Below are 26,601 nucleotides of genomic sequence, written 5' to 3'. Positions count from 1 at the left end.
AAGCTGGTCGGCCACGACGCGGGCCCGGTGCGCGCCCCGCTGACGGACCTGAACGAAGCCGAACTGGCCGAGCTCGATGTGCTGATCAAGAAGCTCGGCGCGCAGTAAGCCGGGATGTCGCCGGCCTTCGCGCCGGCGCGCCGCTGACGGAGAAAAACCCCTGGTTCCCTGGTGGAGCGGGGGGTTTTGTTTTTGGGGCGCGGTGGGCAAGGCCACGACTACTGGATTTGTCGCCCCCAGCCTCGACAGCTTGGTTGACGGGTGGCTGAATCCGTCGATGTACATCGTTGATGTCTATTCAACATCCCCTAGCCGACCGGGCACCATCGTGACCTGTTCGCGGCAAGCTGATTTCCCCCTTGCCGAGCGTCGCGCCCTTCGCGCCGCCTCGCCCTCGCTCGCCTCCCACTCGCCCCGCGCCCTACAATGAGCGCCTCCCGACCCCGAACCGCCCCCCGCCGTGAGACGCAAGATGCCCGCGCTGAACGCGCTGAAAGCCTTCGAACTGGCCGGCCGAACCGGCAGCTTCACGCGCGCGGCCGAGCTGCTCAACGTCACGCAGAGCGCGGTCAGCCGCCAGGTGCGCCAGCTCGAGAGCCAGCTCGGCGAATCGCTGCTGACGCGCCGCCATCACCAGCTCGAGCTGACCTCGGCGGGCCGCGTGCTGCTGCATGCGCTGCAGCAGTCCTTCGACAAGATCGAGCTGACCGTGCGCGGGCTCCAGGAAAAGCAGCACCAGAACCGGCTGCGCGTGAACGTGCCGCCGACCTTCGCCGCGCGCTGGCTGATGCCGCGCCTCACGCAATTGCGCGAGGCACATCCGCAATACGAACTGAGCCTGACCACGCGGCTGGCCGACAGCCTCGGCACCTCGCGCCTGCTCGACTGCGCGGTGCGTTTCGGCGACGGCGAATGGGACGGCTTCGACAACGTGCTGCTGATGCACGAGCAGCACATCGCGGTCTGCTCGCCGGCGCTCTATGCACGCGTGCAGCACGACGGGCCGATCGACCTGAACCGCTTCACCCTGCTGCACGTGCTGGCCGCCGACGACCAGCGCTACCTGACCTGGCAGCACTGGCTGACCGCGGCCGGCATCGATGGCGTCGATACCCGCGGCGGCTACGAATTCGACCTGCTCGACCATGCGATCCGCGCCGCCGTCGACGGGCTCGGCATCACCATCGCGGATCGCCACATGGTGGCGCGCGAGATCGCGGCGGGCCAGTTGATGCAGGTGCTGAACGTGCATGTGGACGGCCGCCAATCGTATTGGTTCGTCACCCGCCCGGAACAGACCCAGGATCCTCACATCGCCCAGTTCCGCGAATGGCTGCAGCACCAGGTCTGGCTCTCGACGCACAATCTGCGGCCCTCCTCGCCGGCCGGCGCGATGCCCGAAGCCTGAATCCGGAGCCGATCGATACCGACTGGCCACACCCGGATCGCCAGCCCCGGAAATCCTCGCGAGCTTGCATTTTCCTCACATTGCTCGATACCGCGCATGCGGCCTCGGGATTAACCCGAATGCCTCCAGTCCTGGTCCGATATGGCGCCGCGCCTTGCCGGCGAGCCTCGCCCACCGATCCAGGCTCCCCGCCCTCCCCGCCGAGTAACGTGAGTTTTTCGCAAGTTGGACGATAAAAATCGTCGCTTGTGATGCCTCCCCCGCATGACAACAATGGCCCCTGCCCGGCAGCGTGCCAGCGGGCGCGCCGTATCGCGACCGCCACGCTGCCTTCCCGGCCCTGGAGGAGAGTTGTCGATGCGTGACGAGCAGAACTACATCAACGGACGATTCGTGGAGACGGCCGATGCCGGCTTCCTCGGCGTCATCGATCCGGCTACCGGAGAATCGATCGGCCGCGTGCGCGCGGCCTCCGAAGCCGACGCGCTGGCGGCGGTGGCCGCCGCCAGCGAGGCGCAGCGCGCCTGGCGCCTGTTGCCCGCCGCCTCGCGCGCCGAGCTGCTGCGCAAGTTCGCCGACGCGATCATCGAACGCGCGCCCCGGATCGGCGCCGTGCTCGCGCTCGAATCGGGCAAGAGCCTCGAGGACGCGACCAACGAGGCGCGCTACGCCGCCGAGATCACGCGCTATCACGCCGAGTGGGCGCGCCGCATCGAAGGCGAGATCATACCCAGCGATTCGCCGAACGAGAACCTGTTCCTGCACCGCGAGCCGATCGGCGTGGTGGCGGCCCTGATCCCGTTCAACTACCCGATCTACACGCTGATGCGCAAGATCGCGCCGGCCCTGATCGCCGGCAACGCGGTGGTGGTGCGCCCCAGCAACCACACACCGTGCTCGGCCTTCGAGGTCGCGCGCGCGGCCCACGCGGCCGGCCTGCCCGCCGGCCTGGTCAACATCCTGGCGATGGACCACGCCACCGCCGCGGTGCTCTGCACGCAGCCCGAGGTCGGCATGATCACGCTGACCGGCAGCGTCAACGCCGGCCGCATCGTGCTCGAATACTGCAAGAGCAACATCGCCAAGCCCTCGCTGGAACTGGGCGGCAAGACGCCGGCCATCATCGAGCCCGACGCGGACCTGGAAAAGGCCGCCGCCGCGCTGGTCGCCTCCAAGACCACGCATTGCGGCCAGCTCTGCACCGCGATCGAACGCGTCTATGTGCACGACAGCGTGCATGACCGCTTCCTCGCCCTGCTGCGCGAGAAGATGGCCGCCGTGAAGATCGGCGACCGCCGCGACAACCCCGCCTCGATGGGGCCGCTCGCCAACGCCGCGGCGCAACAGCGCGTGCATGCGATGGTCGAGCGCGCGATCGCCGAGGGCGCGACGCTGGAAACCGGCGGCCAGTTGCCGGACGGCCCCGGCTTCTTCTACCCCGCCACGCTGCTGTCGAACGTGCGCCAGGAGATGGAGATCGTGCGCGAGGAAAGCTTCGGCCCGGTGATGCCGGTGCTGCGCTACCACAGCCTCGACGAGGCGATCGCGCTGGCCAACGACCACCAGTTCGGCCTGTCCTCGGTGCTCTACACGGAAAACCATCGCGTCGCCCAGCGTGTCGCGAACGCGATCGAGGCGGGCGAGCTGTACGTCAACCGCACGCCGGCCGATCCGTACCAGGGTTATCACGCTGGCTGGAAGCGCTCCGGCCTCGGCGGCGACGACGGCAAGCACGGCATGCTCGAATTCACGCAGACACGCCTGGTGGTGATGCACTACTGACGTCCCGGCGGGCGGTGCGCCCGACACGCGCGCCGCTCCATTTCAACGCAAGGCACGAAAACAATATTCGGAGACGCCAGCCCGAGCGGGCGCGTCCTCCTCAGGAGAACTCATCATGTCGGCGCAATCCCCTTCCTCCGCCGCGGCCCTTGCCGCGGCGCCCGCCGCCCGCGCGGGCCGCGCGCAACGTTATCTGCAGTTGCTGCTGCTGGTCGCGGCGGCCGGCGCGATCTATCCGATGCTGTACCTGCGGCAGGTCTACCAGCCGACCATGCTGTCGTTCTTCCATATCGACGACGTGCAGCTCGGCGTGCTCTATTCCTCGCTCGGCACCCTGTTCCTGGTGAGCTACCTGCCCAGCGGCTGGCTTGCCGATCGCATCTCGCCGCGCTTCCTGATCGGCTTCTCGCTGATCGGCACCGGCCTGCTGGGCTTCGTCTACGCCACCGCGCCGTCGTTCCCGCTGCTGGTGGCGGTGTTCTGCGGCTGGGGCATCACCACCGGCCTGACCTTCTGGGCCGCCGTGATCAAGCGCGTCAACATGATCGCAGGCGCCGACGAGCAGGGCCGCTTCTTCGGCCTGCTCGACGGCGGCCGCGGCCTGGTCGAGGCGCTGCTGGCCACCATCGCGATCTCGATCTTCGCCTACATGACGCAGTCGCGCGGCAGCAGCGACGCCAGCGGCTTCAAGCTGGTGGTGCACATGTACGCGGTGATCTGCATCGTGCTGGGCGTGACGATCGGCTTCATCCGCGATCCGCGCGCCGCCGCCAAGGGCGCCGCCGCCGCGCGCCAGGGCTCGCTGCTGGCCGACCTGCGCACGCTGGCCGGCAACCCCTCGCTGTGGCTGGTCGCGGCGATCGTGTTCTGCGGCTACCAGGTGTTCTGGGCCACCTACAGCTTCTCGGCCTACCTGCATGAAGGCGGCTTCGGCCTCAGCACCACGGCGGCCGGCTTCATCACCACCCTCAAGCTGTGGATGCGCCCGGTGGGCGGCATCGGCGGCGGCTTCCTCGGCGATCGCTTCTCGCGCGTCTCGGTGCTGGCCGTCTCGCTGGTGCTGGCCGCGCTCTCGCTGGTCGGCCTGGCGGTGGTGCCGGCCCACACGCCGCAGCTCATGCTGGTGGCGCTGGTGCTGTTCATCGGCATCCTCACCTACGCCGTGCGCGGCCTGTACTGGTCGCTGCTCGACGACTGCCGTGTGCCGGTGCACTGCTCGGGCCTGGCGATCGGCCTGATCTCGGTACTCGGCTACTCGCCCGACGTGTTCGTCCCGCTGATCAACGGCTACGCGACCCAGAACTTCCCGGGCGCCAGCGGCTACCAGATCTATTTCGGCTACATCGCGGCCATCGCACTGCTCGGCGCCGTCGCCGCGCTGGTGCTCAAGCGCCGCCTCTGCGCACAGAAGGAATCCTGATGAAAATCGTCTCACTCGAAACGTTCAGCGTCGCGGTCCCGCCGCCGCATGTCGGCGGCATGTACTGGTTGTTCGTCAAGCTCAGGACGGACGACGGCATCGAGGGCGTCGGCGAGATCTACGCCGCCACCTTCCATCCCGACGCGATGATCCCCGTGATCGAGGACGTGTTCGAGCGCCATCTGCTGGACCACGATCCGCACCACGTCGAGCGCTTCTTCCGCGCCTGCTATTCGAGCGGCTTCACCCAGCGCCCGGACCTGACGATGATGGGCGTGGCCAGCGGCCTGGAGATGGCGTGCTGGGACATCATCGGCAAGGCCGCCGGCAAGCCCGTCTACGAGCTGCTCGGCGGCAAGGTCAACGAGCGCCTGCGCTCCTACACCTACCTGTATCCGAAGAATGCCAAGGGCGAATACGACTACGACGATCCCGATCTCGCCGCCGAATGCGCGGCCGAGAACGTGAAGCTGGGCTTCACCGCCGTCAAGTTCGACCCGGCCGGCCCCTACACGAACTACTCGGGCCACCAGCTCTCGCTGCCGGTGCTCGATCGCTGCGAAACCTTCTGCCGCAAGATCCGCGAGGCGGTGGGCAGCCAGGCCGACCTGCTGTTCGGCACACACGGCCAGATGGTGCCGTCCTCGGCGATCCGCCTGGCCAGGCGCCTGGAGAAGTACGACCCGCTGTGGTTCGAGGAGCCGGTGCCGCCGGGCCAGGAGGAGGCGATCGCCGAAGTCGCGCGCCATACCTCGATCCCGATCGCCACCGGCGAGCGCCTGACCACCAAGTACGAGTTCCACAAGCTGCTGCAGGCGGGCGGCGCCTCGATCCTGCAGATGAACGTGGGGCGCGTGGGCGGCCTGCTCGAAGCGAAGAAGATCGCCACGCTGGCCGAGGTGCACTACGCGCAGATCGCCCCGCATCTGTACAACGGCCCGGTCGGCGCGGCCGCCAGCATCCAGCTCGCGACCTGCACGCCGAACTTCCTGATCCAGGAAAGCATCATGACCTGGGGCGGCTTCCACTCCGAGGTGGTGAAGACGCCGATCCGCTGGGAAGACGGCTACATCATCCCCTCCAGCGAGCCGGGCCTCGGCATCGAGCTCGACATGGACGTGGTGCGCGCGCATACGCCCTACACGGGCAAGCGCCTGCACCTGCAGATGGCCGACAAGCCGGCCGACGTGAAAGACCATTCACCCGCCAAGGGCTGAGCCCGCCCAGCGCAGAGGCAGGAAGCAAGACATGGAATACGACTACATCATCGTCGGGTCCGGCTCGGCCGGCTCGATCCTCGCCGAACGCCTGAGCGCGGACGGCCGCCACACGGTGCTGGTGCTCGAGGCGGGCCAGCAGGACGATTCGTTCTGGTTCACGGTGCCGGTGGGCTTCACCAAGACCTACTACAACCGCAAGTACAACTACATGTACTACAGCGAGCGCGAACCCGCGCTCGGCGAGCGCGAGCTCTACTGCCCGCGCGGCAAGGTGGTGGGCGGCTCGGGCGCGATCAACGCGATGGTCTACGTGCGCGGCCAGCGCGGCGACTACGACGACTGGGCCGCGGCCAGCGGCGAGCGCGGCTGGTCCTACGAGCAGGTGTTGCCCTACTTCCGCCGCCTGGAGACGCATCCGCTCGCGCGGAGCGCGCCCGAGTGGCACGGCGGCGAAGGCCGGATCCATGTCACGCCGATGACCGCGGACGTGCACCCGATCGTCCACCAGTTCCTGGCCGGATGCGGCGAGCTGGGCCTGCCGCGCACGCCCGACATGAACGGCGCGCAGTTCGAGGGCGCCGGCATCTACGAGCTGAACACCAGGGATGGCGAGCGCTGCTCCAGCGGCGTGGCCTACCTGCATCCCTCGCTCTCGCGCAAGAACCTGACGCTGCTCAGCGAGGCGCTGGTGCGCCGCGTCAGCTTCGAGGGCAAGCGCGCGACCGGCATCGCCTACGCGCACCAGGGCCGCGAGCATCACGTCAGCGCGCGCCGCGAGGTGATTCTCTGCGCCGGCGCGGTCGATACGCCCAAGCTGCTGCAGCTCTCGGGCGTGGGCGATCCGGTCAAGCTGGCGCGGCACGGCATTTCGAGCGTGCACGCGCTGCCGGCGGTCGGCCAGAACCTGCAGGACCATCTGTGCGTGAGCTTCTACTTCAAGGCCAACCGGCCCACGCTCAACGACGAGATGGGCACGCTGTTCGGCAAGCTGAAGATCGGCCTGCGCTACCTGCTGAACAAGCGCGGCCCGCTGGCGATGAGCGTGAACCAGGCCGGCGGCTTCTTCCGCGGCGACGACGGGCTCGACGAACCCAACCTCCAGCTCTACTTCAATCCGCTCTCGTACCGGATCCCGAAGAGCAACCGCGCCAGCATCAAGCCGGAGCCGTACTCGGGCTTCCTGATCGCGTTCAACCCGTGCCGGCCCACCAGCCGCGGCTCGATCGAGCTGGCCTCGGGGCGCGCCGAGGACGCCGCGAAGATCCGCATCAACGCGCTGTCGACCGAGAAGGACCTGGCCGAGGCCGTGCAGGGCAGCAAGCTGATCCGCAAGCTGATGATGGCGCCCTCGCTGCGCGCGATGACGATCGAGGAGATCTCGCCCGGGCCGGCGGTGCAGAGCGACGAGGATTTCCTCCAGTACTTCCGAGAACAATCGGGCTCGATCTACCACCTGTGCGGCTCGTGCGCGATGGGCAGCGATGCCGCCACCTCGGTGGTCGACGCGCGGCTCAAGGTGCACGGCGTCGAGGCGCTGCGCATCGTCGACGCCTCGGTGTTCCCGAACATCACCTCGGGCAACATCAACGCGCCGACCATGATGGTCGCCGAGAAAGGCGCCGACCTGATCCTCGAGGATGCCGCCGCGGCACCGGCCACGCGCAAGGTCCGCGCCACGACCGCGGCCGCGATCGGCTGATTCCGTCGTCGTGCTCGCCGGCGCCGGCCTTACCCGGCTGCCGCCGGCTCCCCCGTTTCATCGCCCGCCCCTCAGGAGACGACCGCATGATGCCGAGCACGCGGCACATGCGGAGGCGGGCGTCGTTCCACCGGCGCGCGAGAGCGGGCATCCGCCAGGCTCGCTCCCGGCACCTCAAACCAACCATAGACAGAAAGATCTGGAGATCGAAATGAAAAAGAGCATCGCGGCCCTGGCCGTCACGGCGGCCGTCGCCTCCCCCGCGTTCGCGCAGAGCAGCGTCACGCTGTACGGCGTGATCGACGAGGGGCTCAACTACACCAACAACATCGGCGGCAAGGGCGGCGCGGTGGAGCTGACGAGCGGCTACGCGCAGGGCAGCCGCTGGGGGTTGCGCGGCACCGAGGACCTGGGCGGCGGCCTGGCGGCCATCTTCACGCTGGAGAACGGCTTCGACGCGAGCTCGGGCAAGGCCCAGGAAGGCGGCCGCATGTTCGGCCGCCAGGCCTACGTCGGCCTGCAGGACAAGCGCTACGGCACGGTCACGCTGGGCCGCCAGTACGACTCGATGGTCGACTACTTCGCGTTCACCACGGCCAACGGCAACTGGGCCGGCTACCTGTTCTCGCATCCCTACGACAACGACAACACCGACAACTCGTTCCGCCTGAACAACTCGATCAAGTACACCAGCCCCGACATCGACGGCCTGCATTTCGGCGGCACCTACGCGTTCAGCAACGACGCCGGCTTCTCGAACAACCGCACCTGGAGCGCGGGCGCGCAATACGCGCGCGGCGGCCTGCTGGTGGGCGCCGCCTTCCTGCAGGCGAACAATCCGGGCGGGACCTCGGCCGGCGCGATCGCCAGCAACGACGCGAGCTTCATCGCCGAGCGCATGCGCCTGTTCGGGGTCGGCGTGAACTACACCTTCGGCATCACCACGCTCGGCTTCGCCTACTCGAACTCGAACTACAAGAACCCGACCGGCAACATCTACCTCGGCACGCCGGGGGCGATTGTCGCGCCGGGCACCACGCTCAATGCGCTCAAGTACCAGAACTTCGAGCTGAACGGCCTGCTGCAGCTGAGCGCCTCGTTCTTCGTCGGCGCCGAGTACGTGTTCTCGATGGAGAACTACGATTCCTCGGCCGGCCGCGTGAGCCCGAAGATCCACACCGTCGGCCTGATGGCGGACTACAACCTGTCCAGGCGCACCGACATCTACCTGCAGGGCGTGCTCTCGAAGGTGACGGGCGATCGCACCAACTCGATCCTCGACTCGGGCTTCGTGCTCGGCACCGACGCGCCCTCGTCGACCTCGAACCAGGTGGCCGTGCGCCTGGCGCTGCGTCACAAGTTCTGATCGAAGCCGCTGCCGGGCCGCGTATCGAGCGGCCCGGCGAGGCACGAACGCAGACAGCCCGCTGCCGTCCGGCGCGGGCTGTCTGTTTTTGTGGTGTTTTGTAGCGCGTGCGGGGGCGCGCCGTCTGGCCTGACATAGAATGCGCTCCATCCCAGCCGATGGAGACCTCCATGTCGCTCGCCCTGCTGCTGCGCTGCCACGACCTCGACGAAACTCGCCGGTTCTACGAATCCGTGCTCGGTTTCAGCGTCGGCGCCTCGGCCGGCAACACGCTCACGGCCGAGCTGGACTGCGACAAGCTGCTGTTCACGGCGCAGGACCTCTGGCGCGCCGGCCCGGCGCTGAGCGGCACCATCTATTTCACGGTGCCGGACGTCGACGGCCTGTATGCCAGGCTCCAGAACCGGGCCGAGATCGCCTGGCCATTGCAGGAGATGCCTTACGGCTCGCGCGAATTCGCGCTGAGCGACTGCAACGGCTACCTGCTCGCGTTCCAGCAGCAGCGCTGACGTCCCTTCGCCCCCTCAGGCGCCCGGCGTGCCGTCGGGCCGCGCCGCCGCCGCATACAGCTCGCGCACGCTGTCGAGCGAGAAGGTGCCGAGCGCGCCGCGCACCGCATCGAGCGTCGCCTGGGTGACGGCCCGCGCCCGCTCGGTGCCCTCGGCCAGCACGCCGACCACATAACCCAAATCGGCCGCGAGCCGCTCGCGGCGCTCGCGGATCGGCGCGACGAAGGCCTGCAGCTTCTCCTCCAGGCGCCGCTTGACCACCATGTCGCCCAGGCCGCCGGCCCGGTAGGCGGCCTTCAACCGCTCGACCTCGGCCACGTCGTCGTCGAACGCGTCGAGATAGGTGAACACCACGTTGCCCTCGACGGTGCCGGGGTCCGAGGCGCGCAGGTGGTTCGGATCGGTGTACATCTGGCGGACCGCCGCGCGGATCGCATCCTCGGAGGCCGCCAGCGAGATCGCATTGCCGAGCGACTTGCTCATCTTGGCCTTGCCGTCGATGCCGGGCAGCCGGCCCAGCGTCGGGATCAGCGCCTCCACCTCGGGCAGCAGCTCGATTCCGGTCTGGCGGTTCAGACGCCGCACGATCTCGTTGGTCTGCTCGATCAGGGGCGCCTGGTCCTCGCCCACCGGCACCACGGTGGCGCGAAAGCCGGTGATGTCGGCCGCCTGCGCGACCGGGTAGCAGAGAAAGCCGGCCGGGATATCGCGTCCGAAGCCGCGCGCCTGGATCTCGTCCTTGATGGTCGGGTTGCGCTCCAGGCGCGAGACGGTGACGAAGTTCAGGTAGAGCAGGGTCAGCTCGGCCAGCGCGGGCAGCGCCGATTGCAGGCAGATGGTGGTCCTGGCCGGGTCGATGCCGACCGCCAGGTAGTCGAGCGCGACTTCCAGCACGTTGCGGCGGACCTTGTCCGGGTCGTGCGCGTTGTCGGTCATCGCCTGGGTATCGGCGACCAGGATGTTCTGCTGGTGCGTATCCTGCAGCAGCAAGCGCGTGCGCAGCGAGCCGACATAGTGGCCCAGGTGCAGCGGGCCGGTCGGGCGGTCGCCCGTCAGCACGACGGGTCGCGAGGCGTTTGCCTGAAGATCGGACATCGGGAGGTTCTCCGGTCGGGGAAGCCGCCACGGTGTGCCCTTGACTGACGGATGTCCCGATCCGCGTCGGCCGAACCGCGGCGGACATGGTCAGGAATCAGTCGAGACGATGCCGCGCCCTTCAGGAGCGGCGCCAATGGATCGGGAGAGGGAATCGAGGAAATCGGACAATCGTCTGCATGGCCGCTAGGGTGCCACAGATCGGGACGCGATGGCGCATCGCCCATGCACGGCGCACGGGATTGCCTGGGGCCGGTTCGGCTCGCGTGCCCGGCGAAGCTGCTTCGGGCTGCGAAGCGATATGGCGGGAGGCCCGGCGGAAAACGGGAGAAGGACGTGCCCGAAAAAAACGGCAAAAAAATCGGCTTCGACGCCGCCGCATCGAAGCCGACACAAGCACCAAACCAGCCCGCCGGCGGATCACGCCAGCGGGTCGGCTGGATTCGGCTTACTCGGCGCGGCCGTTGCGCAGGCGCGCGATACCGAGCGGATTGGCTTCGCGCAGGCTTTCCGGCAGCAGCGCTTCCGGGAAGTCCTGGTAGCAGACCGGGCGCAGGAAGCGGTCGATCGCGGTGGCGCCCACCGAGGTATACATGGCGTTCGAGGTGGCCGGGAACGGGCCGCCGTGGACCATCGCGTCACACACCTCGACGCCGGTCGGGAAGCCGTTGACGAGCAGGCGGCCGGCCTTGCGCTCGAGGATCGGCACCAGCTTGCGGGCGATCTCCAGGTCGGCGTCGTCCAGCTGCAGGGTGGCGGTGAGCTGGCCTTCCAGCGATTCGAGCACGGTCGCCACTTCGTCCAGGTCGCGGCAGCGCACGATCAGCGAGGCCGGGCCGAACACTTCGTCGCGCAGCGCATGCTCGCGCAGGAAGGTTTCGGCGCTCACGTCGAACAACGCGCCCGACATCGCGCAACCGCCCTCGCCCGCGCCGCCGGTGCCGAGCTGACGCACGCCCTCGGCGCCCTGCAGCTTCGCACGGCCGTTCGAGTAGGCTTCGGCGATGCCGCGCGTGAGCATGGTGCCGGCCGGCTTGCCGCCGAGCGCGGCCGAGGCGGCCTTCGAGAACGCATCGAGCTGGGGGCCGTCGATCGCGATCACCAGGCCCGGGTTGGTACAGAACTGGCCGACGCCCATCGTCAGCGAGTCGACGAAGCCCTGGGCGATCTTCTCGCCGCGCGCCGCCAGCGCCGCCGGGAACAGCACGAAGGGGTTGATGCTGCTCATTTCCGCGTAGACGGGAATCGGCTCGGGGCGCGCGTTGGCGAGGTTCACCAGCGCGAGGCCGCCCTGGCGCGAGCCGGTGAAACCGACCGCCTTGATCGACGGGTGCTTGACCAGCGCGGCGCCGATCACGCGGCCCGGGCCCATCAGCAGCGAGAAGGTGCCGGCCGGCATGTTGCTGCGCGCCACCGCGCGCTGGATCGCGCGGCCCACCAGCTCCGAGGTGCCGAGGTGAGCCTCGTGCGCCTTGACGATCACCGGGCAGCCGGCGGCCAGCGCCGAGGCGGTGTCGCCGCCCGCCACCGAGAAGGCCAGCGGGAAATTGCTGGCGCCGAACACGGCCACGGGGCCGAGCGGCAGCTTCTGCAGGCGCAGGTCGGCGCGCGGCAGCGGGGTGCGCTCCGGCATCGCCGGATCGACCGAGGCGCCGAGGAAATAACCGTCGCGCACCACGCGCGCGAACATCCGCAACTGGCCGACCGTACGGCCGCGCTCGCCCTGCAGGCGCGCGGCGGGCAGGCCGGTTTCGGCTTGCGCGCGCTCGATCAGCGCGTCGCCGAGCTCGAGGATCTCGTCGGCGATCGCCTCGAGAAAGGCCGCGCGGCTTTCCAGCGGCGCCGAGCGATACGCGTCGAAGGCCTGCTGCGCCAGCACGCAGGCGCGCTCGACCTCGGCCTCGCCGGCCGAACCGAACACCGGCTCGGCGATGGTCTCGCCGCGCGTCGGGTCGAAGGCGCGCACTTCGCCGGCCGTGCCCTTTACCGCCTCGGCGCCGATCAGCATCTCTCCAGTCAATTGCATCGCTATGCTCCGTCAGTCCAAAAAAGTTCGTGGCGCACATTGTAGCCCAACAGATACGATGACTGACTATAAGAATCTTCGCGCCCGCGCATCCGCCCGAACCGCTCATCCCATTGAACCCAAAGCCATTATTTCCGGTGGGGTAATCAGAGGGAAAACCCGGGTGGCCGCTGCCTGAAGCGGCTACTACACTCCCAAGTTGTACGATGACGTACCATTTGCCTCAAGGCATATAACACGCATTTCCTCTCGCGCTCTCGCCAGGACATTCATGGAAGCGACCCGCACCGCCAATCCGGCCACCACGGCCAAACGGACCGCCGTCCGCTACTGGATCCTGCTGATGATCTTCGTCGTGACGACGCTGAACTACGCGGATCGCGCCACGCTGTCGATCACCGGCACGGCGATGCGCAAGGAATTCGGCATCGACGCGGTGCAGATGGGCTACATCTTCTCCTCGTTCAGCTGGGCCTATGTGCTCGCGCAACTGCCGAGCGGCTGGCTGCTCGACCGCTTCGGCGCGCGGCGCGTCTATGCCGGCAGCATCTTCCTGTGGTCGCTGTTCACCCTGCTGCAGAGCTCGATCGGCTTCGCCGGCAGCGCGGCGGCGGCCATCGCCGCGCTGTTCGTGCTGCGCTTCGCGGTCGGCATCGCCGAGGCGCCGGCCTTCCCGGCCAACGCCAAGGTGGTGGCGAGCTGGTTCCCCACCAGCGAGCGCGGCACCGCCTCGGCGATCTTCAACGCTGCCCAGTATTTCGCCGCGGTGCTGTTCACCCCGCTGATGGCCTGGCTCACGCACGCGTTCGGCTGGCATCACGTCTATCTGTGGCTGGGCCTGACCGGCATGGTGCTGGCCCTGGTGTGGATCCGCGTGGTGCGCAGCCCGGCGGAGCATCCGCGCGTCAACCAGGCCGAGCGCGAGCATATCGAGCAGGGCGGCGGCGTGATCGAGACGCACGGCCGGAACGCCTCGGCCGGCGCACCCGAGCGCCTGGCCGGCTGGTTCTACGTGCGCCAGATGCTCGGCAACCGGATGCTGATCGGCGTCTATATCGGCCAGTACTGCATCAACGTGCTCACCTACTTCTTCCTGACCTGGTTCCCGATCTACCTGGTGCAGGCGCGCGGCATGTCGATCCTGAAGGCCGGCGTGCTGGCCTCGCTGCCGGCGATCTGCGGCTTCCTCGGCGGCGTGCTGGGCGGCATGCTGTCGGACGGCATGATCAAGCGCGGCGTGTCGCTGACGATGGCGCGCAAGATCCCGATCATCGGCGGCATGCTGCTGTCGATGGCCATCATCGGCTGCAACTACGTGGACAGCGCGGCGCTGGTGATCGGCCTGATGGCCGTGTCCTTCTTCGGCAAGGGAATCGGCTCGCTGGGCTGGGCGGTGGTGGCCGATACCGCGCCGAAGGAGGCGATCGGCCTGTCGGGCAGCCTCTTCAACATGTTCGGCAACGCCGCCGGGATCGTCACGCCGATCGTGATCGGCTACCTGGTGGGCGCGAGCGGCTCGTTCAACGGCGCGCTGGTGTTCGTCGGCCTGAATGCGCTGGTCACCGTGCTCTGCTACCTGGTGATCGTGAAGGACATCCAGCGTGTGACGCTGCGCAAGCCGGGCGCCTGAGGCGATCGGTTTCTCCACTCGGCCCGCGGCTTCGACGCGCGCCGGCACCGAGCGTGCCGGCGCGCGTTTTCCATTCGTGCCCGGCCGCGACCAGGCACGAGCCCCGCGGTACTTCAAGCGGCAGCGGCCAGCGCCTGCCCTTCGAAGCGCACCTCGACCGCGAGCCCGAGCCCGCACGGCCCGTCGCGCAGGACCACGCGGGCCCGATGCTGCTCGGCGATGCGCTGCACGATCGACAGGCCGAGCCCGCTGCCCGATTCGGCGACGCCTTGCGCGCCGCTGCCGCGATAGAAGCGCTCGAACACGCGCGCTCGATCGGCCGCCGGGATGCCCGGGCCGGTATCGCAGACCTCGATCACCGGCACGCCGCCGGCATCGCGCCGGGTGCGCACGTCGATGCTGGCGCCCGCCCCCGCGTAGCGGATCGCGTTGTCGACCAGGTTGTTGAGCAGCACGCGCAGCGTATCGGCGCAGCCGGGCACCACCAGCGCGCCGCTCGCGTCGGCGCCCAGATCGACGCGCCGCGCATCGGCCAGGCGCGCGCGTTCGCCGACCACCGAACGCGCCAGCGCGGCGAGATCGACCGGCGCGAACGGCTCGGCCTGCGTCTGAGGCTCGAGCCGCGCGAGCGTCAGCAACTGCTCGGCGAGATGGCCGAGCCGCGTCGCGCCGGCCTGGATCTGCGCGATCACGCGCAGGCGCTCGGCCTCGCTGCCGGCGCGGCCGAGCAACTGCGCCTGGATCGACAGTCCCATGATCGGCGTGCGCAGCTCGTGCGCGGCATCGGCGATGAAATGGCGCTGCAGCGTAAACGAAGCGTCGAGCCGCTGCAGCAGGTCGTTGATGGCGCCCGCGAGGGGCCGCACCTCGTCGGCCACCGCCTCGGCATCGAGCGGATCGAGATGCGTCGCGTGGCGCTGCCGCAAGCTTTCGGCGATCGCCCGCAGCGGCCGCAGCCCGTAGCCGATACCGAACCACAGCGCCACCGCCAGCAGCGGCAATAGCGACAGCACCGGCCAGAGCAGATGGACGGCGATGCGCGCCAGCGCGTCCCAGCGCGCCGTGCGCGGCTGCGCGACCCGGATCGTGGTGCCGGCGCTCTCGCGCACGTAGCTGTGCCAGCGCTGGCCATTGGCTTCGAGCGTGCCGAGCCCCGGCGCGCCGGGCGGCGGCAGCGCGATGCCGGGATCGGTGGTGAAGGCCAGCCGCCCGTCGCGCCAGAGCTGCAGCACCACGTCGTCGGCATCGTCGAGCTGGCGCGCCGGTGCCGCGCCGTCATGGCCCGCGAAGGCGGGCAAGCCATGCTGGTTGATCTCGATCTGGCGCGATACGCTGCGCAACTGGTCGTCGAGCAGCACGTCGAGTTCGCGCACCGCCGCCCAGTAGGTGCCGGCGCTGGCCAGCACGCCCACCACGCAGGCGGCCGGCAGCAGCCAGATCAGCAGCCGGCCGCGCAGCGAGCCGGCCAGGCGGCGCCAGGGCGAGCGGCTCATGCCGCCTCGCTGATCCGATAGCCCACCCCGCGCACGGTCAGGATCGCGACGTGGCCGAGCTTCTTGCGCAGGTTGTGGATATGCACCTGCACCGCGTTGCTCTCGATCTCCTCGCCCCAGCTGTAAAGACGCTCCTCGAACTGCTCGCGGGAGATCACCGCGCCGGGATCGGCCATCAGCTCGTGCAGCATCACGAACTCCTTGGGCGACAGCGCCACCTCGTCGCCGCCGAGCCAGACCTGGTGCCGCACCGGATCGAGCCGCAAGGCGCCGGCCGACAAGGTGGTCTGCGCGCGGCCCGAGTGGCGGCGATTGACGGCGCGGATGCGCGCCAGCAGTTCCTCCAGCGCGAAGGGCTTGACGAGGTAATCGTCGGCGCCGGCGTCGAGCCCGGCAATGCGATCCGACAGCGCGTCGCGCGCGGTGATCACGATCGCCGGCAACGCATCGTCGCGGCGCCGCAGCGAACTGAGCAGGGACAGGCCATCCCGCCCGGGCAGGCCCAGGTCGAGCAGCATCAGCCCATAGGGCGTGGTGCGCAGCGCGAGCGAGGCGGCATCGCCGTCGCGCACCCAGTCCACCGCGAAACCTTCGTGGCGGAGTCCTTCCTCGAGCCCGCTGCCGATCAAGGGGTCGTCTTCGACGAGCAATACGCGCATGGTGGGGTTCCGTGAACGGGCGGCCCGGCACTTCGGGCACGCATCGAGCACGGATCATAGGCAGGCGATGCTTAGGGGGTACTTAGCTGTGTCGATGCGCTCGTCCGCGATGGATCGCGCCCTGGTTTCAAACCTGGATATCACCTCGGCTCCTGCACCCCGAGCACCGCGACCGCCAACAGCAGCACCATCGCGCAGACCAATTCCAGCAACAGGCTGCCGCGCAGCGACGCCATCGCGCCCGAGCTGTCCCCGGAGCGCAGGCGGGCCTCGAGCCCGGGAGCCAGGCGATAGCGGTTCAAGGCCGCCAGCCCCAGCATCGCGCAGAACAACACCAGCTTGACCAGCAGCACGCGGCCGTAGCTGCTGTCCGGGAACCCGACCAAGGGCCAGCCGACCACCATCACGGTATTCACCATGCCGGTCGCGATCAGGGCCGCCACAGCGGCACTACCCACCGTGGCGAACTGAGCCAACGTGCGAACCAGCGTTTCGATATGTGTCACGCCGCCGGCCGCCAGTTGAATCGCGAATCCGCCAAGGGCGCCGAGCCAGATCGCCGCCGCCGCGAGATGCACGAGGTCGGCCATCAGATGAAGCACGCCGCGCCGGCCGTCGTCCATCACCGCGTGGCCGCCCCAGGCGAGCGACCCGAGTACCACGAGGCCGGCGGCCGCCGCTGCCGCGAAGGTCGCCATCGCCGGCCGGCGTGCCAGCCGCCTGGCCAGGCAACAGGCGCCCAGGCAGGCAAGAACGCGAGCAAACCAGGCTGAGCCGAAGGCCGTGCCGCCGAGCAGCGCGCCGAGTACATCGAGATTCGCGTCGAGATCGTCGCTCCCCGACATCGCGCGCGTCATCACCGCCAGCGCGGCCACCGACGCGATCAGGCCAAGCCACGTCGCGCCGGCCAGCACGCGCGTGAACGGCACGACGAACCACGGCGCCCCGCGCTCCTCGCGCCGCAAGGCATACAGCGCGAACAGCGGCAGCCCGGCCAGCAACATCGCGGCCGCATACAGCACGAAGCGGATCGCGATATTCAGCGCTCCATCCATCGCGCTCATCGCACCGTGAAGCTCACCGAGCCTGCCACCGGATGCGTATCGGCCGACACCGCCCGCCAGGCGACGCGATAGGTGCCCGCCTGCAGCGCCTGGTTCGGCACGATCAGCATGGTTTTCGGGTCGGTGGTTCCCGACACGGTCGAGGCGATCTTCATCGGTGCGTGACCGGCCATGCCCGGCATCGCCGTCATTTCCAGCACGGCGCCCGACAGGCGCGGCATCAGATCCTCGGAGAAGCGCAGCTCGATGCGCTCGGGAGCCGGCCCCTCGACCTGGTTGGCGGGAGTCGAGGCAAGCAGCGCGGGATGAGCGGATGCGGTGCTCGCCAGGATCAGGGCCGAGACGACGAACGGCAGGCCGGGCAGAATCAGACGACGCGACATGGATGGACTCCTGAAGGACGGGAAAACGGAGGGAAAGACAGGGCGCCGCGTCGCTCAAAACCACACGCGAACGCCCGCCAGCACCGACAACTCCGAGCGCCGGCCGCCCTCCCGGACGACCATGCGCGCGCTGTTGCCGTAGGAACGATCCCAGCTGATGCCGAGATAGGGAGCGAACTGACGATCCACTTCGTAGCGCAGGCGCAAGCCCAGCGAGGTATCGCCGAGGCCGGCGCCTTGCCCGCGCGCCGCGTCGTCCTTCGCGAACAGATTGGCCTCGAGCGACGGCTGCAGGATCAGGCGATTGGTGATCAGCAGGTCATAGCGCCCCTCGACGCGCAACGAAGCCTGGCCGCGCTGGCCGACAAAGGCCGTCACCTCCGACTCGAAGTTGTAGAGCGCCAGGCCCTGGATGCCGAAGGCGAGCCAGGTCTGCGCCTCCGAGGGCCGGAAATCGTGGCGCACGCCGGCTACCAGGTCCCACCAGGGCGTGATCGAATGCCCCCAGAGCGCCTGGACTTCCGCATCCTCGAGACGCGAGCCGACGCGGCTTCCCTCGGTGCGCAGCCATAGACGGTCCAGGTCGCCGCCGATCCAGCCGTTGCCGTTCCAGTTCAGGGTGCCGCCGGCGGCGCGATGCTGCCATTCGAGCTGATCGAATACGAAGTACGAATGCAGCTCGGTATCGCCCATGTCGTGCAGCGCGCCGCCGCGATAGACGGCGCGGCGATCCGCATCGGTCAGGGGCGCGACCGGCGACGCCGGGCTCGGCGCCATCGGCTGCACGATCGGCTCCGGCGCGGCGGCCGTCGAGGGCATCTCCACCTCGGCGGCATGAACGCCGGAGATGCCGAGCGCAGCCGTCATGCCGAACAAGCAGGCAACAGCGCGCGGACGAAGCGACATCTTCACGACGCTGTTCATTCTTCCACCACCACTTCGCGGAACATGCCGGTTTCCATGTGGAACAGCAGATGGCAGTGATAGGCCCAGCGGCCCAGCGCGTCGGCCGTCACGCGATAGCTGCGGCGGGTGCCTGGCGGCATGTCGATCGTATGCTTGCGGACCTGGAACCGCCCCGCTTCGTCCTCGAGATCGCTCCACATGCCATGGAGGTGGATCGGGTGTGCCATCATCGTGTCGTTGACGAGCACGAGCCGCACACGCTCGCCGTAGCGCAGCCGGATCGGCCCCGCGTCGGAGAACTTCAGGCCGTTGAACGACCAGGCGAACTTCTCCATATGGCCCGTCAGATGCAGTTCGATGCTGCGCATGGGCGAGCGGCCGTCCGGATCCGGGAACGTGCTGCGCAGGTCGGCATAGGTCAGCACGCGCCGACTGTTGTCGCGCAAGCCGACCCCGGGATCGTCGAGCCGTGCCGTGGGCGCCATCGCCTGGGCATCGACCAGCGGGTTGCCGCGCTCCGTCGTGGGATGCTGGATCATGCCCGCCATCGCGCCGTGGTCCATGCCTTGCATCGTGTCGGACGACATGCCGGCCATCGCGCCGTGATCCATGCCCTGCATTGCATCCGGCGACATTCCCGCCATCGCGCCATGGTCCATGCCCTGCATCGCATCCGGCGACATCCCCGCCATCGCGCCGTGATCCATGCCCTGCATCGCATCCGACGACATCCCCGCCGTCGCGCCGTGATCCATGCCCTGCATCGCGTCTGGCGACATTCCCGCCATCGCGCCGTGATCCATGCCCATGTCGGCCATCGTCAGCAGCGGGCGGGGGTCGAGCGCAGGAACCGGCGCGGCCAGCCCCTCGCGTCGAGCCAGCGTGGCGCGTGCATAACCGCTGCGATCCATCGATTGCGCGAAGATCGTATAGGCCTCGGCCGAACCCGGCTCGACGACGACGTCATAGGTTTCCGCCACCGCGATCCGGAATTCGTCCACCGCAACCGGCTCCACGTCCTGGCCGTCGGCGGCGACCACGGTCATCCTGAGCCCCGGGATGCGCACATCGAAATAGCTCATGGCCGAGGCATTGATGAACCGCAGCCGCACGCGCTCGCCCGGATTGAACAGGCCCGTCCAGTTGTCGTCCGGCGCCGCGCCGTTGACCAGATAGGTATAGGTGTAGCCGCCGACGTCCGACAGGTCGGTCGGGCTCATCCGCATCGCGCTCCACATCCGCCGATCGGCGAGCGTGGCGCGCCAGCCATCGCGCCGCGCGTCGCGAAACAGGTCCACCAGGGTGGGCTGGTGGAAGTTGTAGTAGTTCGACTGCTTCTTGAGCCTGGACTTGATGCGACGAGGATCCTCGTCGCTCCAATCGGACAGCATCACCACGTAATCGCGCTCGCAGCGCCTCGCATCGGGTTGCGCCGGATCGATGATCAACGGGCCATACACACCCGTCTGCTCCTGCAGCGAGGAATGGCTGTGATACCAGTAGGTGCCGTGCTGGCGGACCTTGAAACGGTAGGTATAGCTGCTGCCCGGCGCGATACCGTCGAAGCTCAACCCCGGCACGCCGTCCATGTTCGACGGCAGCACGATGCCGTGCCAGTGGATCGAGCTCGCCTCGTCCATCCGGTTCGCCACGCGCAGCGTGACGGTATCGCCTTCCCGCCAGCGCAGGACCGGCCCCGGCAGGGTGCCGTTGACGGTGGTCGCGCGGCGTGACCTTCCGCCGATCTCCACCGAGCTGCGCGCGATCGCCAGGTCGAATTCGGATCCGGCGAGCACGCGCGGGCGGTCGCCACCTTCGAGCGCCCACACTTCGGGCCGCCACATGCCGAGCCCTCCCGCGACGCCGGCCGCGCAAAGCCGCGTCACGAAATTTCGTCTTCCCAGATTCGTATGCATTGCCGAGGATCGTCCGATCGCCTTGATTCATTTGGAACGCCGCGGCGTCGATATCGCCGCGGCCCGGCCGGGTAGGGCCTGTCGAGCAGATTAAGAAGGGACCGACGACTGCCGGATGGCTCCCAGATGACGGTTTTTTCATCTTCGGCAGACGTGGCGCGTCATCCGATTTGGCGTTATCGTTTGCCGCATTGCTCCACTGCCCCAGCCTCTGCCCGCCATGCGCATCCTGATTGTCGAAGACGAAGAAAAAATGCGGACCTACCTGCAGCGGGGATTGACCGAGGCCAGTTATGGCGTCGCGGTCGCCGGCAACGGCGAGGACGGCCTGTTCATGGCACTCGAAGAGGATTTCGACCTGCTGATCCTCGACGTGATGCTGCCGGTCATCGACGGGCTCGAAGTGCTGCGCCGCCTTCGGCAGCGCAAGTCGACGCCGGTGCTGCTGCTCACCGCTCGCGACTCGGTTCCCGACAAGGTCGAGGGACTCGAGCTCGGCGCCGACGACTACCTGGCCAAACCCTTCGCGTATGCGGAACTGCTCGCGCGAATCCGCTCGCTGCTCCGGCGCTCGCGAGACGTCGGGACAACCACGTTGCGGATCGCCGATCTCGAACTCGACCTGGTGAAGCGGCGCGTGAAGCGGGCCGGCGCGCGTGTCGAGCTGACCGCGCAGGAATTCGCGCTGCTGCAATTGCTGGCCGAACGCGAGGGGGAAATCCTCACGCGCGCCTTCATCACCTCGCAGGTCTGGGACATGAACTTCGACAGCGACACCAACGTGGTCGACGTCGCCATACGCCGCCTGCGCCTGAAGATGGACCACCAGGAGCCGAAGCTGCTGCATACCGTGCGCGGCATGGGCTACGTGCTGGAAGATCGATCCGCATGACGCGGCAGCGTCGTTATTCGCTGGGCGCGCGCCTGGCCGCCGCGTTCGCGATGGCGGGCCTGGCGGTGCTGGCCATGCTCGGTGGCTACCTGTACCAGGCGCTGTCGACGCAGTTGCGGCAACGCGACGACATCGAGATCGCCGACAAGCTCAAACAGGTCACGCAACTCACCAGCGCGGCGCGCACGCTCGACGGCGTGCGGCTCGCCGCGCCGGCGTTTCACGAAACCCTGCTGTCGCATTCCGGCTTGTTCGTCGGGGTCTTCGACGCGAGCGGCGCCCCCATCGTCGAGCACTCGGAGGAAGCCGGGCTCTCGCTGGGTGCCGGCATCGCACAGGGCCATCGGGCAGGCGTCGCCTATGCCTGCGCGCCGGCCGGCATCGGCTCGGCCGAATGCATCCACGGTGCCGTGCCGCTCGGTGACGGCAACCGGATCACGATCGCCATCGCGCGCAGCGCGGACGATCGCAGCGCCCTGCTGCGCGCCTATTGCCTGGATATCGTCGCGGCCACCGTGATCGGTGCCTTGCTGGTCGGCACGCTGGGATACCTGATCACCCGCTTCGGCCTGCGCCCGGTGCGCAACATCGGGCGCCAGGCCTCGCAGATCGAGGCCAGCCGCCTGCACGAGCGGCTCGATGTGGCGCATGGCCCCGCCGAACTCGTCGATATCGGCGCCTCCGTCAATCGCATGCTGGATCGACTGGAGCGCGCGTTCGCGCGCCTGTCGCGCTTCTCGTCCGACGTCGCGCACGACATGCGCACGCCGCTCGCCAACATCATCAGCGCCTCGCAGATCATCCTGTCGCGCGATCGCGAGCGCGCCGACTACGAGGCACTGATCGAATCCAACATCGAGGAATGCGAGCGCCTGCAACGGATGCTCGACGACATGCTGTTCCTCGCCCGCTCCGATCACGCCACGCAGCACCTGTCGCCGACGCGACTCGATGCGCGCGAGACGCTCGGCAGGATTGTCGTGTATTACCAGGCGCTCGCCGACGAAAGGAATCTGCGCATCCGCATCGACGGAACCGGCACCGTGCTGGCCGATGCGCTGCTGCTGCGGCGCGCGGCGGCGAACCTGCTGTCGAATGCGGTGGAACATGCCGTCCCCGACAGCACCATCACGATCGAGGTGGCGCAACGGAACGACGTCAGCACGATCCGCGTCGAAAACAGCGGCGCGACGATTCCACCAGCCCACCTCGAGAACATCTTCGAGCGCTTCTATCGCGTCGACCCTTCTCGGCAAGGTTCAGCGAAGAACTCCGGCCTCGGCCTCGCCATCGTCCGCTCGATCATGGAACTGCATCGCGGCAGCGTCGACGTGACGAGCCGCGACGGGCTCACCGCGTTCACGCTGCGGTTTCCGCGCGAGGCAAACCGGCAGGATTGACGCGATCGTGACGAAAAGATCATCCACGCTTCACCGCTCGCTCGGACGCGGCTCTCCAGAATCCATGGCATCGGGATCGCATATCGCCATGCCCGGATCAAGCCTGGAGAACGCCACCATGAAGCTGCGCACCCTCATGCTCATCGCAGCCATCGCCACCGCATCCACCACGGCGCTGGCGGATGCCGGCCACGACGTCCCCGGATCGCGAACGGCGCTGGCCGATCTGCTGGCGGCGATCGACCGCGCCGGCGGCAAACCCTGAATCCACCCTGCCCACCGGGCACGCCGGAAGAAAAAAGACCCGGCCATCATGGCCGGGTCGAAAAGAGTGAAACGGGATCGTCAAGGGGGACGCCGTCCGAATCACTCCACGTGGACGGGAGCCCAATCGGCTCATGTCGCCAGCATGCCGGAAGCGAAGTTAACAGCCCGTTAAGACCCCTGCCGGCCGCGCGCATATCCGGCCCTGTTTTTTCTCTAAGTTTCGGCCGCCACGCTGGCTCGCTTCGAGTGACCACCTTCGCCTTCCGGGCTTTCGGTGGCCAGCCAGCTCATCCCGCGCCGGCCTCATGACATCCGCTCCGTTTCGCCGCCTGCTCGCCGCCCTGACCTGCGCCGGCGCCCTGCTTCCGGCCGGCATCGTGCTGGGCAGCACCCCGCCGGCCGGCTACGCGAGCGCGCCGCGCGCGATCGATTTCGTGGTCGCCGTGGCCAGCCGCGATCTCGCCCAGGCCCGCGCGGATCAAACGCACGGCCTGAACTATGCCGACGATGAAACCGAGGCCAGGCTGGCGGCCGCGATCCGCGAATGGCTCACCGACGGCAACGACGTCAGCCTGCACCTCGCGCCGGCCGACCGGATGAGCCTGTTCGCACTGTATTGGTCGGCGCAGCAGATGCCGGCCAACTCGAACTGTTTCCAGGATCCGGACGACGATGGCTGCGCACAGGAACTGGCGCATTGGATGGGTGCCGTGCGCGACGATGCACCGGCCTTCCTGGCGGCCTACCATCGCGCCGAGCGATCGCTGAACCTGCCCTCGCTGCCCGCCCCGGCGAACCGCCTGCAAACCGGCAGCCCCTGATTGGCGGTATCTCGTCCATCCGCGCAACGCATCACGAACAAATCAATGATTCATCCGTGATCGACACCGGGCGCCGCGCATCGATATGACGATTCGTCCCGCTCGCGCGATTGCCTCGATCCGGCACGACAGCGCACCGCGTCACGGTTTCGCACTCGTCAACAAACCCCAGGATTTTTGAAAGCATTCATTTACAAAGCACGGGGAGATCACTAGAATCCGGAACGCAATCACGAATCATTCTCATTAATATCAACATTCAGTCGAATATCCGGCTCGACGAAACCGCTTTCGATAACGCTCTCTCGCCCATGTCCACCGCTCTTCGCACGAGGCCTCGCGTCCTCGTATCGGCCCTCGCCTGTTCCGCGTTGTTCACCCCGCTCGTTGCCGCCGCGCAAACCAGCCCGGCCGCGCCCCCGTCGGCCGGCACCGCGCCCGTTGCTTCGCCTTCGCGCGACGCTTCGCAGTCCTCTTCTATTCGCGGCGGCACCCTGCCCGCGATATCGGTGACCGCGCAAGCGGAGATGCAGACGCGCACGCTGCCGTCCTACAAGTTCACGGCGCCGCTGCTCGACACGCCGCGCTCGGTCACGGTGATCCCGGAGGAAGTGATCCGCGAGAAGAACGTGACCACCTTCGCCGACGCGCTGCGCACGGTGCCCGGCATCACCTTCCTGGGCGGCGACGCGGCCGCCAATCCCTCGGCGGACCGACCGGTGATCCGCGGCTTCGAATCGCGCAACTCGATCTTCGTCGACGGCCTGCGCGACTCCGGCGTGCAGAATCGCGAGACCTTCGACATCGAGCAGATCAGCGTCGTCAAGGGTCCCGACTCCGTCTACGCAGGGCGCGGCTCGGTGGGCGGCAGCATCGACATCGTCACCAAGGCGCCGAAGAACGACAACTTCACCAATGCCAGCCTCGGCTTCGGCACCGACAGCTACAAGCGCGCGACGCTCGACGTCAATCGCAAGCTCAACGACACCACCGCCGTGCGCCTGAACGTGATGGGCCACGACAGCGACCAGGCGGGCCGCACCGACGTCTACAGCAAGCGCTGGGGCATCGCGCCGTCGGTCACCTTCGGCCTGAACACGCCGACCCAGGTCACCGTCAGCTACTACCACCTGAACTCCTGGGACATGCCCGACTTCAGCGTGCCGTTCCGCGCCAGCGGCACGCCGGTGCCGTCCGATCGCGGGCTGTTCTACGGCCTGAACACGCGCGACTACCGCTACGGCCAGACCGATACGGCCGAGGTGCGCGTCGAGCATCGCCTGGAGGGCGGCTGGAAGCTGCGCAACACCACCATGGTCGGCCGCTCGACGCTCGACTACGTGGCCACCAACCCGCAGCTCACCTCGCCGAGCTCGAACCTCATCGCCCTGCAGGCCAAGAGCGGGAAGTACGCGACCAACAGCATCGCCAACCAGACCGAGCTGACCGGCCGTGCCACCCTGTTCGGCATGGAGCACACGCTGACGGGCGGTATCGAATTCAGCCACGAGCAGAGCCGCTACGAGGGATATCTCGTCAGCGACGCGAAGGGCAACAACATCCGCACGGGCGGCCCCTGCTCGGTGGCCTTCAACTGCACGCCGCTGGGCAGCTGGAACCCCAACAACCCCTGGACCGGCAACCTGGTCCTGAACGGCGACAAGGGCTTTCCCGGCGCGACCACCAACACGCGCACCGACGTCGCCTCGGCCTACCTGTTCGACACGGTCCGGCTCTCGGAACGCTGGCGCTTCAACGCGGGCCTGCGCTACGACCGCTACGACGTGCGCGCGAAACAGGCCGGCGTGGCCGACCTGAACAACACCGCGAACCTGTTCAGCTACCAGTTCGGCCTGGTGTTCAAGCCGGTCGAGACGCTCAGCCTCTACACCTCCTACGGCACCTCGTCGAATCCGCCCGGCGCGAACGCCGGCATCGGCGGCGGCAACGACCAGCTCACCGCCACCAACCAGGACCTCTCGCCGGAGCGCTCGCGCAATATCGAGGTGGGTGCGAAGTGGGACGTGCTCGACCAGCGCCTGTCGCTGAGCACCGCGCTGTTCCAGACCGACAAGACCAATGCGCGCGTCTCCGACGGCCTCGGCCACACCGTCAATGCCGGCTCGCAGCGCGTGCGCGGCTTCGAGTTCGGCTTCGCCGGCGACGTCACGCGCAAGTGGCACCTGTTCGGCGGCTACTCCTACCTGAACGCCGTCACCACCAACGCCGGCGCCGGCAGCCCGACCGCCTCGGGCCTGCCGATGGTGATGGTGCCCAAGCACAACTTCACGCTGTGGACCCGCTACGACGCGCTGCCCAAGCTCACGCTCGGCGCGGGCGCGACGGTGTCGAGCCTGACCTACGCGTCGGTGTCGGCCACCGCGCGCAAATGGACGCCGGGTTACGCACGCTTCGACGCCGCCGCCACCTACCACGTGACGAAGTCGATCGACCTGCAATTGAATGTGCAGAACCTCTTCGACAAGAAGTACTACGCCACCGCCTACCCGATCTACGCGGCATGGGCGCCGGGCCGTTCGGCGATGCTGACGCTGAACCTCTATCAATAGGCCGGGAAATCGCCGGGAAGCGCGGCTTTCCGGCTGCTGCCTTAATCGTTCGTTAAGCCCCGCCTCGCTACGCTT

General features: G+C 68.1%; 21 protein-coding genes and 1 pseudogene. 14 read left to right on the top strand and 8 right to left on the bottom strand.

The window, feature by feature from the left end:
- From FB600_RS34540 to FB600_RS34505, 8 genes and pseudogenes are all read left to right on the top strand, one after another.
- Positions 1 to 108 (top strand): annotated as a pseudogene (locus FB600_RS34540) (5-dehydro-4-deoxyglucarate dehydratase); the annotation flags it as partial.
- Between the two features lie 364 nt (positions 109 to 472).
- The gene (locus FB600_RS34535) at positions 473 to 1,408 is read left to right on the top strand and encodes a LysR substrate-binding domain-containing protein (RefSeq protein WP_013689351.1); all 936 of its coding nucleotides are present in this window, start codon (positions 473 to 475) and stop codon (positions 1,406 to 1,408) included.
- 357 nt (positions 1,409 to 1,765) lie between these two features.
- On the top strand, positions 1,766 to 3,190 hold the full coding sequence (aldA, locus tag FB600_RS34530) for an aldehyde dehydrogenase (RefSeq protein ID WP_145758106.1): 1,425 nt from the start codon (positions 1,766 to 1,768) through the stop codon (positions 3,188 to 3,190).
- Between the two features lie 115 nt (positions 3,191 to 3,305).
- Entirely contained in the window at positions 3,306 to 4,610 is a 1,305-nt protein-coding gene (locus FB600_RS34525) for an MFS transporter (RefSeq protein ID WP_145758105.1), read from the top strand.
- Complete coding sequence (locus FB600_RS34520; protein ID WP_096752501.1) at positions 4,610 to 5,827, top strand: mandelate racemase/muconate lactonizing enzyme family protein; 1,218 nt, start codon at positions 4,610 to 4,612, stop codon at positions 5,825 to 5,827. The genes FB600_RS34525 and FB600_RS34520 overlap by 1 nt, the downstream gene beginning before the upstream one ends.
- 31 nt (positions 5,828 to 5,858) lie before the next feature.
- Positions 5,859 to 7,529, top strand: coding sequence for a GMC family oxidoreductase (locus FB600_RS34515; protein WP_098151666.1), 1,671 nt, complete (start codon positions 5,859 to 5,861; stop codon positions 7,527 to 7,529).
- Positions 7,530 to 7,740: 211 nt separating this feature from the next.
- Positions 7,741 to 8,895 (top strand): porin, encoded by a 1,155-nt coding sequence (locus FB600_RS34510; RefSeq protein WP_145758104.1) that lies wholly within the window; start codon positions 7,741 to 7,743, stop codon positions 8,893 to 8,895.
- Positions 8,896 to 9,065: 170 nt separating this feature from the next.
- Positions 9,066 to 9,404: a VOC family protein gene (locus FB600_RS34505; RefSeq protein ID WP_098151664.1), complete on the top strand. Its 339-nt coding sequence runs from the start codon at positions 9,066 to 9,068 to the stop codon at positions 9,402 to 9,404.
- A 15-nt stretch (positions 9,405 to 9,419) separates the two neighbouring features.
- On the opposite strand, the gene trpS is transcribed toward FB600_RS34505, so the two are convergent.
- Positions 9,420 to 10,499 carry a tryptophan--tRNA ligase gene (gene trpS / locus FB600_RS34500; RefSeq protein ID WP_096752498.1) on the bottom strand — a complete coding sequence of 360 codons (1,080 nt, stop codon included), beginning with the start codon at positions 10,497 to 10,499 and terminating at the stop codon, positions 9,420 to 9,422.
- Positions 10,500 to 10,947: 448 nt separating this feature from the next.
- Complete coding sequence (locus tag FB600_RS34495) at positions 10,948 to 12,525, bottom strand: aldehyde dehydrogenase (NADP(+)) (protein WP_098151663.1); 1,578 nt, start codon at positions 12,523 to 12,525, stop codon at positions 10,948 to 10,950.
- A gap of 271 nt (positions 12,526 to 12,796) precedes the next feature.
- Here FB600_RS34495 and FB600_RS34490 point away from each other — a divergent pair, with 271 nt between their 5' ends.
- A complete protein-coding gene (locus tag FB600_RS34490) occupies positions 12,797 to 14,155 on the top strand; it encodes an MFS transporter (protein ID WP_025101919.1) in 1,359 nt (452 codons plus the stop codon).
- A 113-nt stretch (positions 14,156 to 14,268) separates the two neighbouring features.
- Here FB600_RS34490 and FB600_RS34485 read toward each other — a convergent pair whose 3' ends face one another.
- The 6 genes from FB600_RS34485 to FB600_RS34460 all read right to left on the bottom strand — a co-directional run bounded on the left by FB600_RS34485 (position 14,269) and on the right by FB600_RS34460 (position 20,576).
- The gene (locus FB600_RS34485; RefSeq protein ID WP_098151662.1) at positions 14,269 to 15,648 is read right to left on the bottom strand and encodes an ATP-binding protein; all 1,380 of its coding nucleotides are present in this window, start codon (positions 15,646 to 15,648) and stop codon (positions 14,269 to 14,271) included.
- Entirely contained in the window at positions 15,645 to 16,307 is a 663-nt protein-coding gene (locus tag FB600_RS34480; protein WP_098151661.1) for a response regulator, read from the bottom strand. Before FB600_RS34480 ends, FB600_RS34485 begins: the two co-directional genes overlap by 4 nt.
- A 140-nt stretch (positions 16,308 to 16,447) precedes the next feature.
- A complete protein-coding gene (gene copD, locus FB600_RS34475) occupies positions 16,448 to 17,362 on the bottom strand; it encodes a copper homeostasis membrane protein CopD (protein WP_186048646.1) in 915 nt (304 codons plus the stop codon).
- A gap of 5 nt (positions 17,363 to 17,367) precedes the next feature.
- Positions 17,368 to 17,754 (bottom strand): copper homeostasis periplasmic binding protein CopC, encoded by a 387-nt coding sequence (copC, locus tag FB600_RS34470; RefSeq protein ID WP_098151659.1) that lies wholly within the window; start codon positions 17,752 to 17,754, stop codon positions 17,368 to 17,370.
- 54 nt (positions 17,755 to 17,808) lie between these two features.
- Complete coding sequence (locus FB600_RS34465; RefSeq protein ID WP_145758102.1) at positions 17,809 to 18,678, bottom strand: copper resistance protein B; 870 nt, start codon at positions 18,676 to 18,678, stop codon at positions 17,809 to 17,811.
- Positions 18,675 to 20,576, bottom strand: a complete 1,902-nt coding sequence (locus FB600_RS34460; protein ID WP_145758101.1) for a copper resistance system multicopper oxidase — start codon at positions 20,574 to 20,576, stop codon at positions 18,675 to 18,677. The genes FB600_RS34465 and FB600_RS34460 overlap by 4 nt, the downstream gene beginning before the upstream one ends.
- A gap of 220 nt (positions 20,577 to 20,796) precedes the next feature.
- On the opposite strand from FB600_RS34460, the gene FB600_RS34455 reads away from it, so the two are divergent.
- From FB600_RS34455 to FB600_RS34440, 5 genes are all read left to right on the top strand, one after another.
- Positions 20,797 to 21,468 (top strand): heavy metal response regulator transcription factor, encoded by a 672-nt coding sequence (locus FB600_RS34455; protein WP_046582068.1) that lies wholly within the window; start codon positions 20,797 to 20,799, stop codon positions 21,466 to 21,468.
- On the top strand, positions 21,465 to 22,868 hold the full coding sequence (locus tag FB600_RS34450) for a heavy metal sensor histidine kinase (RefSeq protein WP_145758100.1): 1,404 nt from the start codon (positions 21,465 to 21,467) through the stop codon (positions 22,866 to 22,868). The genes FB600_RS34455 and FB600_RS34450 overlap by 4 nt, the downstream gene beginning before the upstream one ends.
- 118 nt (positions 22,869 to 22,986) lie before the next feature.
- Positions 22,987 to 23,133: a hypothetical protein gene (locus tag FB600_RS37430; RefSeq protein ID WP_186057338.1), complete on the top strand. Its 147-nt coding sequence runs from the start codon at positions 22,987 to 22,989 to the stop codon at positions 23,131 to 23,133.
- Between the two features lie 307 nt (positions 23,134 to 23,440).
- The gene (locus FB600_RS34445) at positions 23,441 to 23,956 is read left to right on the top strand and encodes a hypothetical protein (protein ID WP_096752493.1); all 516 of its coding nucleotides are present in this window, start codon (positions 23,441 to 23,443) and stop codon (positions 23,954 to 23,956) included.
- 311 nt (positions 23,957 to 24,267) lie between these two features.
- Entirely contained in the window at positions 24,268 to 26,526 is a 2,259-nt protein-coding gene (locus FB600_RS34440) for a TonB-dependent receptor (RefSeq protein WP_145758099.1), read from the top strand.
- The last annotated feature ends 75 nt before the right edge of the window (positions 26,527 to 26,601 follow it).

This window comes from Burkholderia sp. SJZ089, assembly GCF_007828315.1.
Classification (GTDB): Bacteria; Pseudomonadota; Gammaproteobacteria; order Burkholderiales; family Burkholderiaceae; genus Burkholderia; species Burkholderia gladioli.
Note: the sequence above shows the minus strand (reverse complement) of the source record. Positions and strands in the feature narration are given on the sequence as shown.

Coding starts and splice junctions, on each gene's coding strand:
- FB600_RS34535 (WP_013689351.1), top strand. CDS start 473: ATGCCCGCGCTGAACGCGCTGAAAGCCTTCGAACTGGCCGGCCGAACC.
- aldA (WP_145758106.1), top strand. CDS start 1,766: ATGCGTGACGAGCAGAACTACATCAACGGACGATTCGTGGAGACGGCC.
- FB600_RS34525 (WP_145758105.1), top strand. CDS start 3,306: ATGTCGGCGCAATCCCCTTCCTCCGCCGCGGCCCTTGCCGCGGCGCCC.
- FB600_RS34520 (WP_096752501.1), top strand. CDS start 4,610: ATGAAAATCGTCTCACTCGAAACGTTCAGCGTCGCGGTCCCGCCGCCG.
- FB600_RS34515 (WP_098151666.1), top strand. CDS start 5,859: ATGGAATACGACTACATCATCGTCGGGTCCGGCTCGGCCGGCTCGATC.
- FB600_RS34510 (WP_145758104.1), top strand. CDS start 7,741: ATGAAAAAGAGCATCGCGGCCCTGGCCGTCACGGCGGCCGTCGCCTCC.
- FB600_RS34505 (WP_098151664.1), top strand. CDS start 9,066: ATGTCGCTCGCCCTGCTGCTGCGCTGCCACGACCTCGACGAAACTCGC.
- trpS (WP_096752498.1), bottom strand. CDS start 10,499: ATGTCCGATCTTCAGGCAAACGCCTCGCGACCCGTCGTGCTGACGGGC.
- FB600_RS34495 (WP_098151663.1), bottom strand. CDS start 12,525: ATGCAATTGACTGGAGAGATGCTGATCGGCGCCGAGGCGGTAAAGGGC.
- FB600_RS34490 (WP_025101919.1), top strand. CDS start 12,797: ATGGAAGCGACCCGCACCGCCAATCCGGCCACCACGGCCAAACGGACC.
- FB600_RS34485 (WP_098151662.1), bottom strand. CDS start 15,648: ATGAGCCGCTCGCCCTGGCGCCGCCTGGCCGGCTCGCTGCGCGGCCGG.
- FB600_RS34480 (WP_098151661.1), bottom strand. CDS start 16,307: ATGCGCGTATTGCTCGTCGAAGACGACCCCTTGATCGGCAGCGGGCTC.
- copD (WP_186048646.1), bottom strand. CDS start 17,362: ATGGATGGAGCGCTGAATATCGCGATCCGCTTCGTGCTGTATGCGGCC.
- copC (WP_098151659.1), bottom strand. CDS start 17,754: ATGTCGCGTCGTCTGATTCTGCCCGGCCTGCCGTTCGTCGTCTCGGCC.
- FB600_RS34465 (WP_145758102.1), bottom strand. CDS start 18,678: ATGAACAGCGTCGTGAAGATGTCGCTTCGTCCGCGCGCTGTTGCCTGC.
- FB600_RS34460 (WP_145758101.1), bottom strand. CDS start 20,576: ATGCATACGAATCTGGGAAGACGAAATTTCGTGACGCGGCTTTGCGCG.
- FB600_RS34455 (WP_046582068.1), top strand. CDS start 20,797: ATGCGCATCCTGATTGTCGAAGACGAAGAAAAAATGCGGACCTACCTG.
- FB600_RS34450 (WP_145758100.1), top strand. CDS start 21,465: ATGACGCGGCAGCGTCGTTATTCGCTGGGCGCGCGCCTGGCCGCCGCG.
- FB600_RS37430 (WP_186057338.1), top strand. CDS start 22,987: ATGAAGCTGCGCACCCTCATGCTCATCGCAGCCATCGCCACCGCATCC.
- FB600_RS34445 (WP_096752493.1), top strand. CDS start 23,441: ATGACATCCGCTCCGTTTCGCCGCCTGCTCGCCGCCCTGACCTGCGCC.
- FB600_RS34440 (WP_145758099.1), top strand. CDS start 24,268: ATGTCCACCGCTCTTCGCACGAGGCCTCGCGTCCTCGTATCGGCCCTC.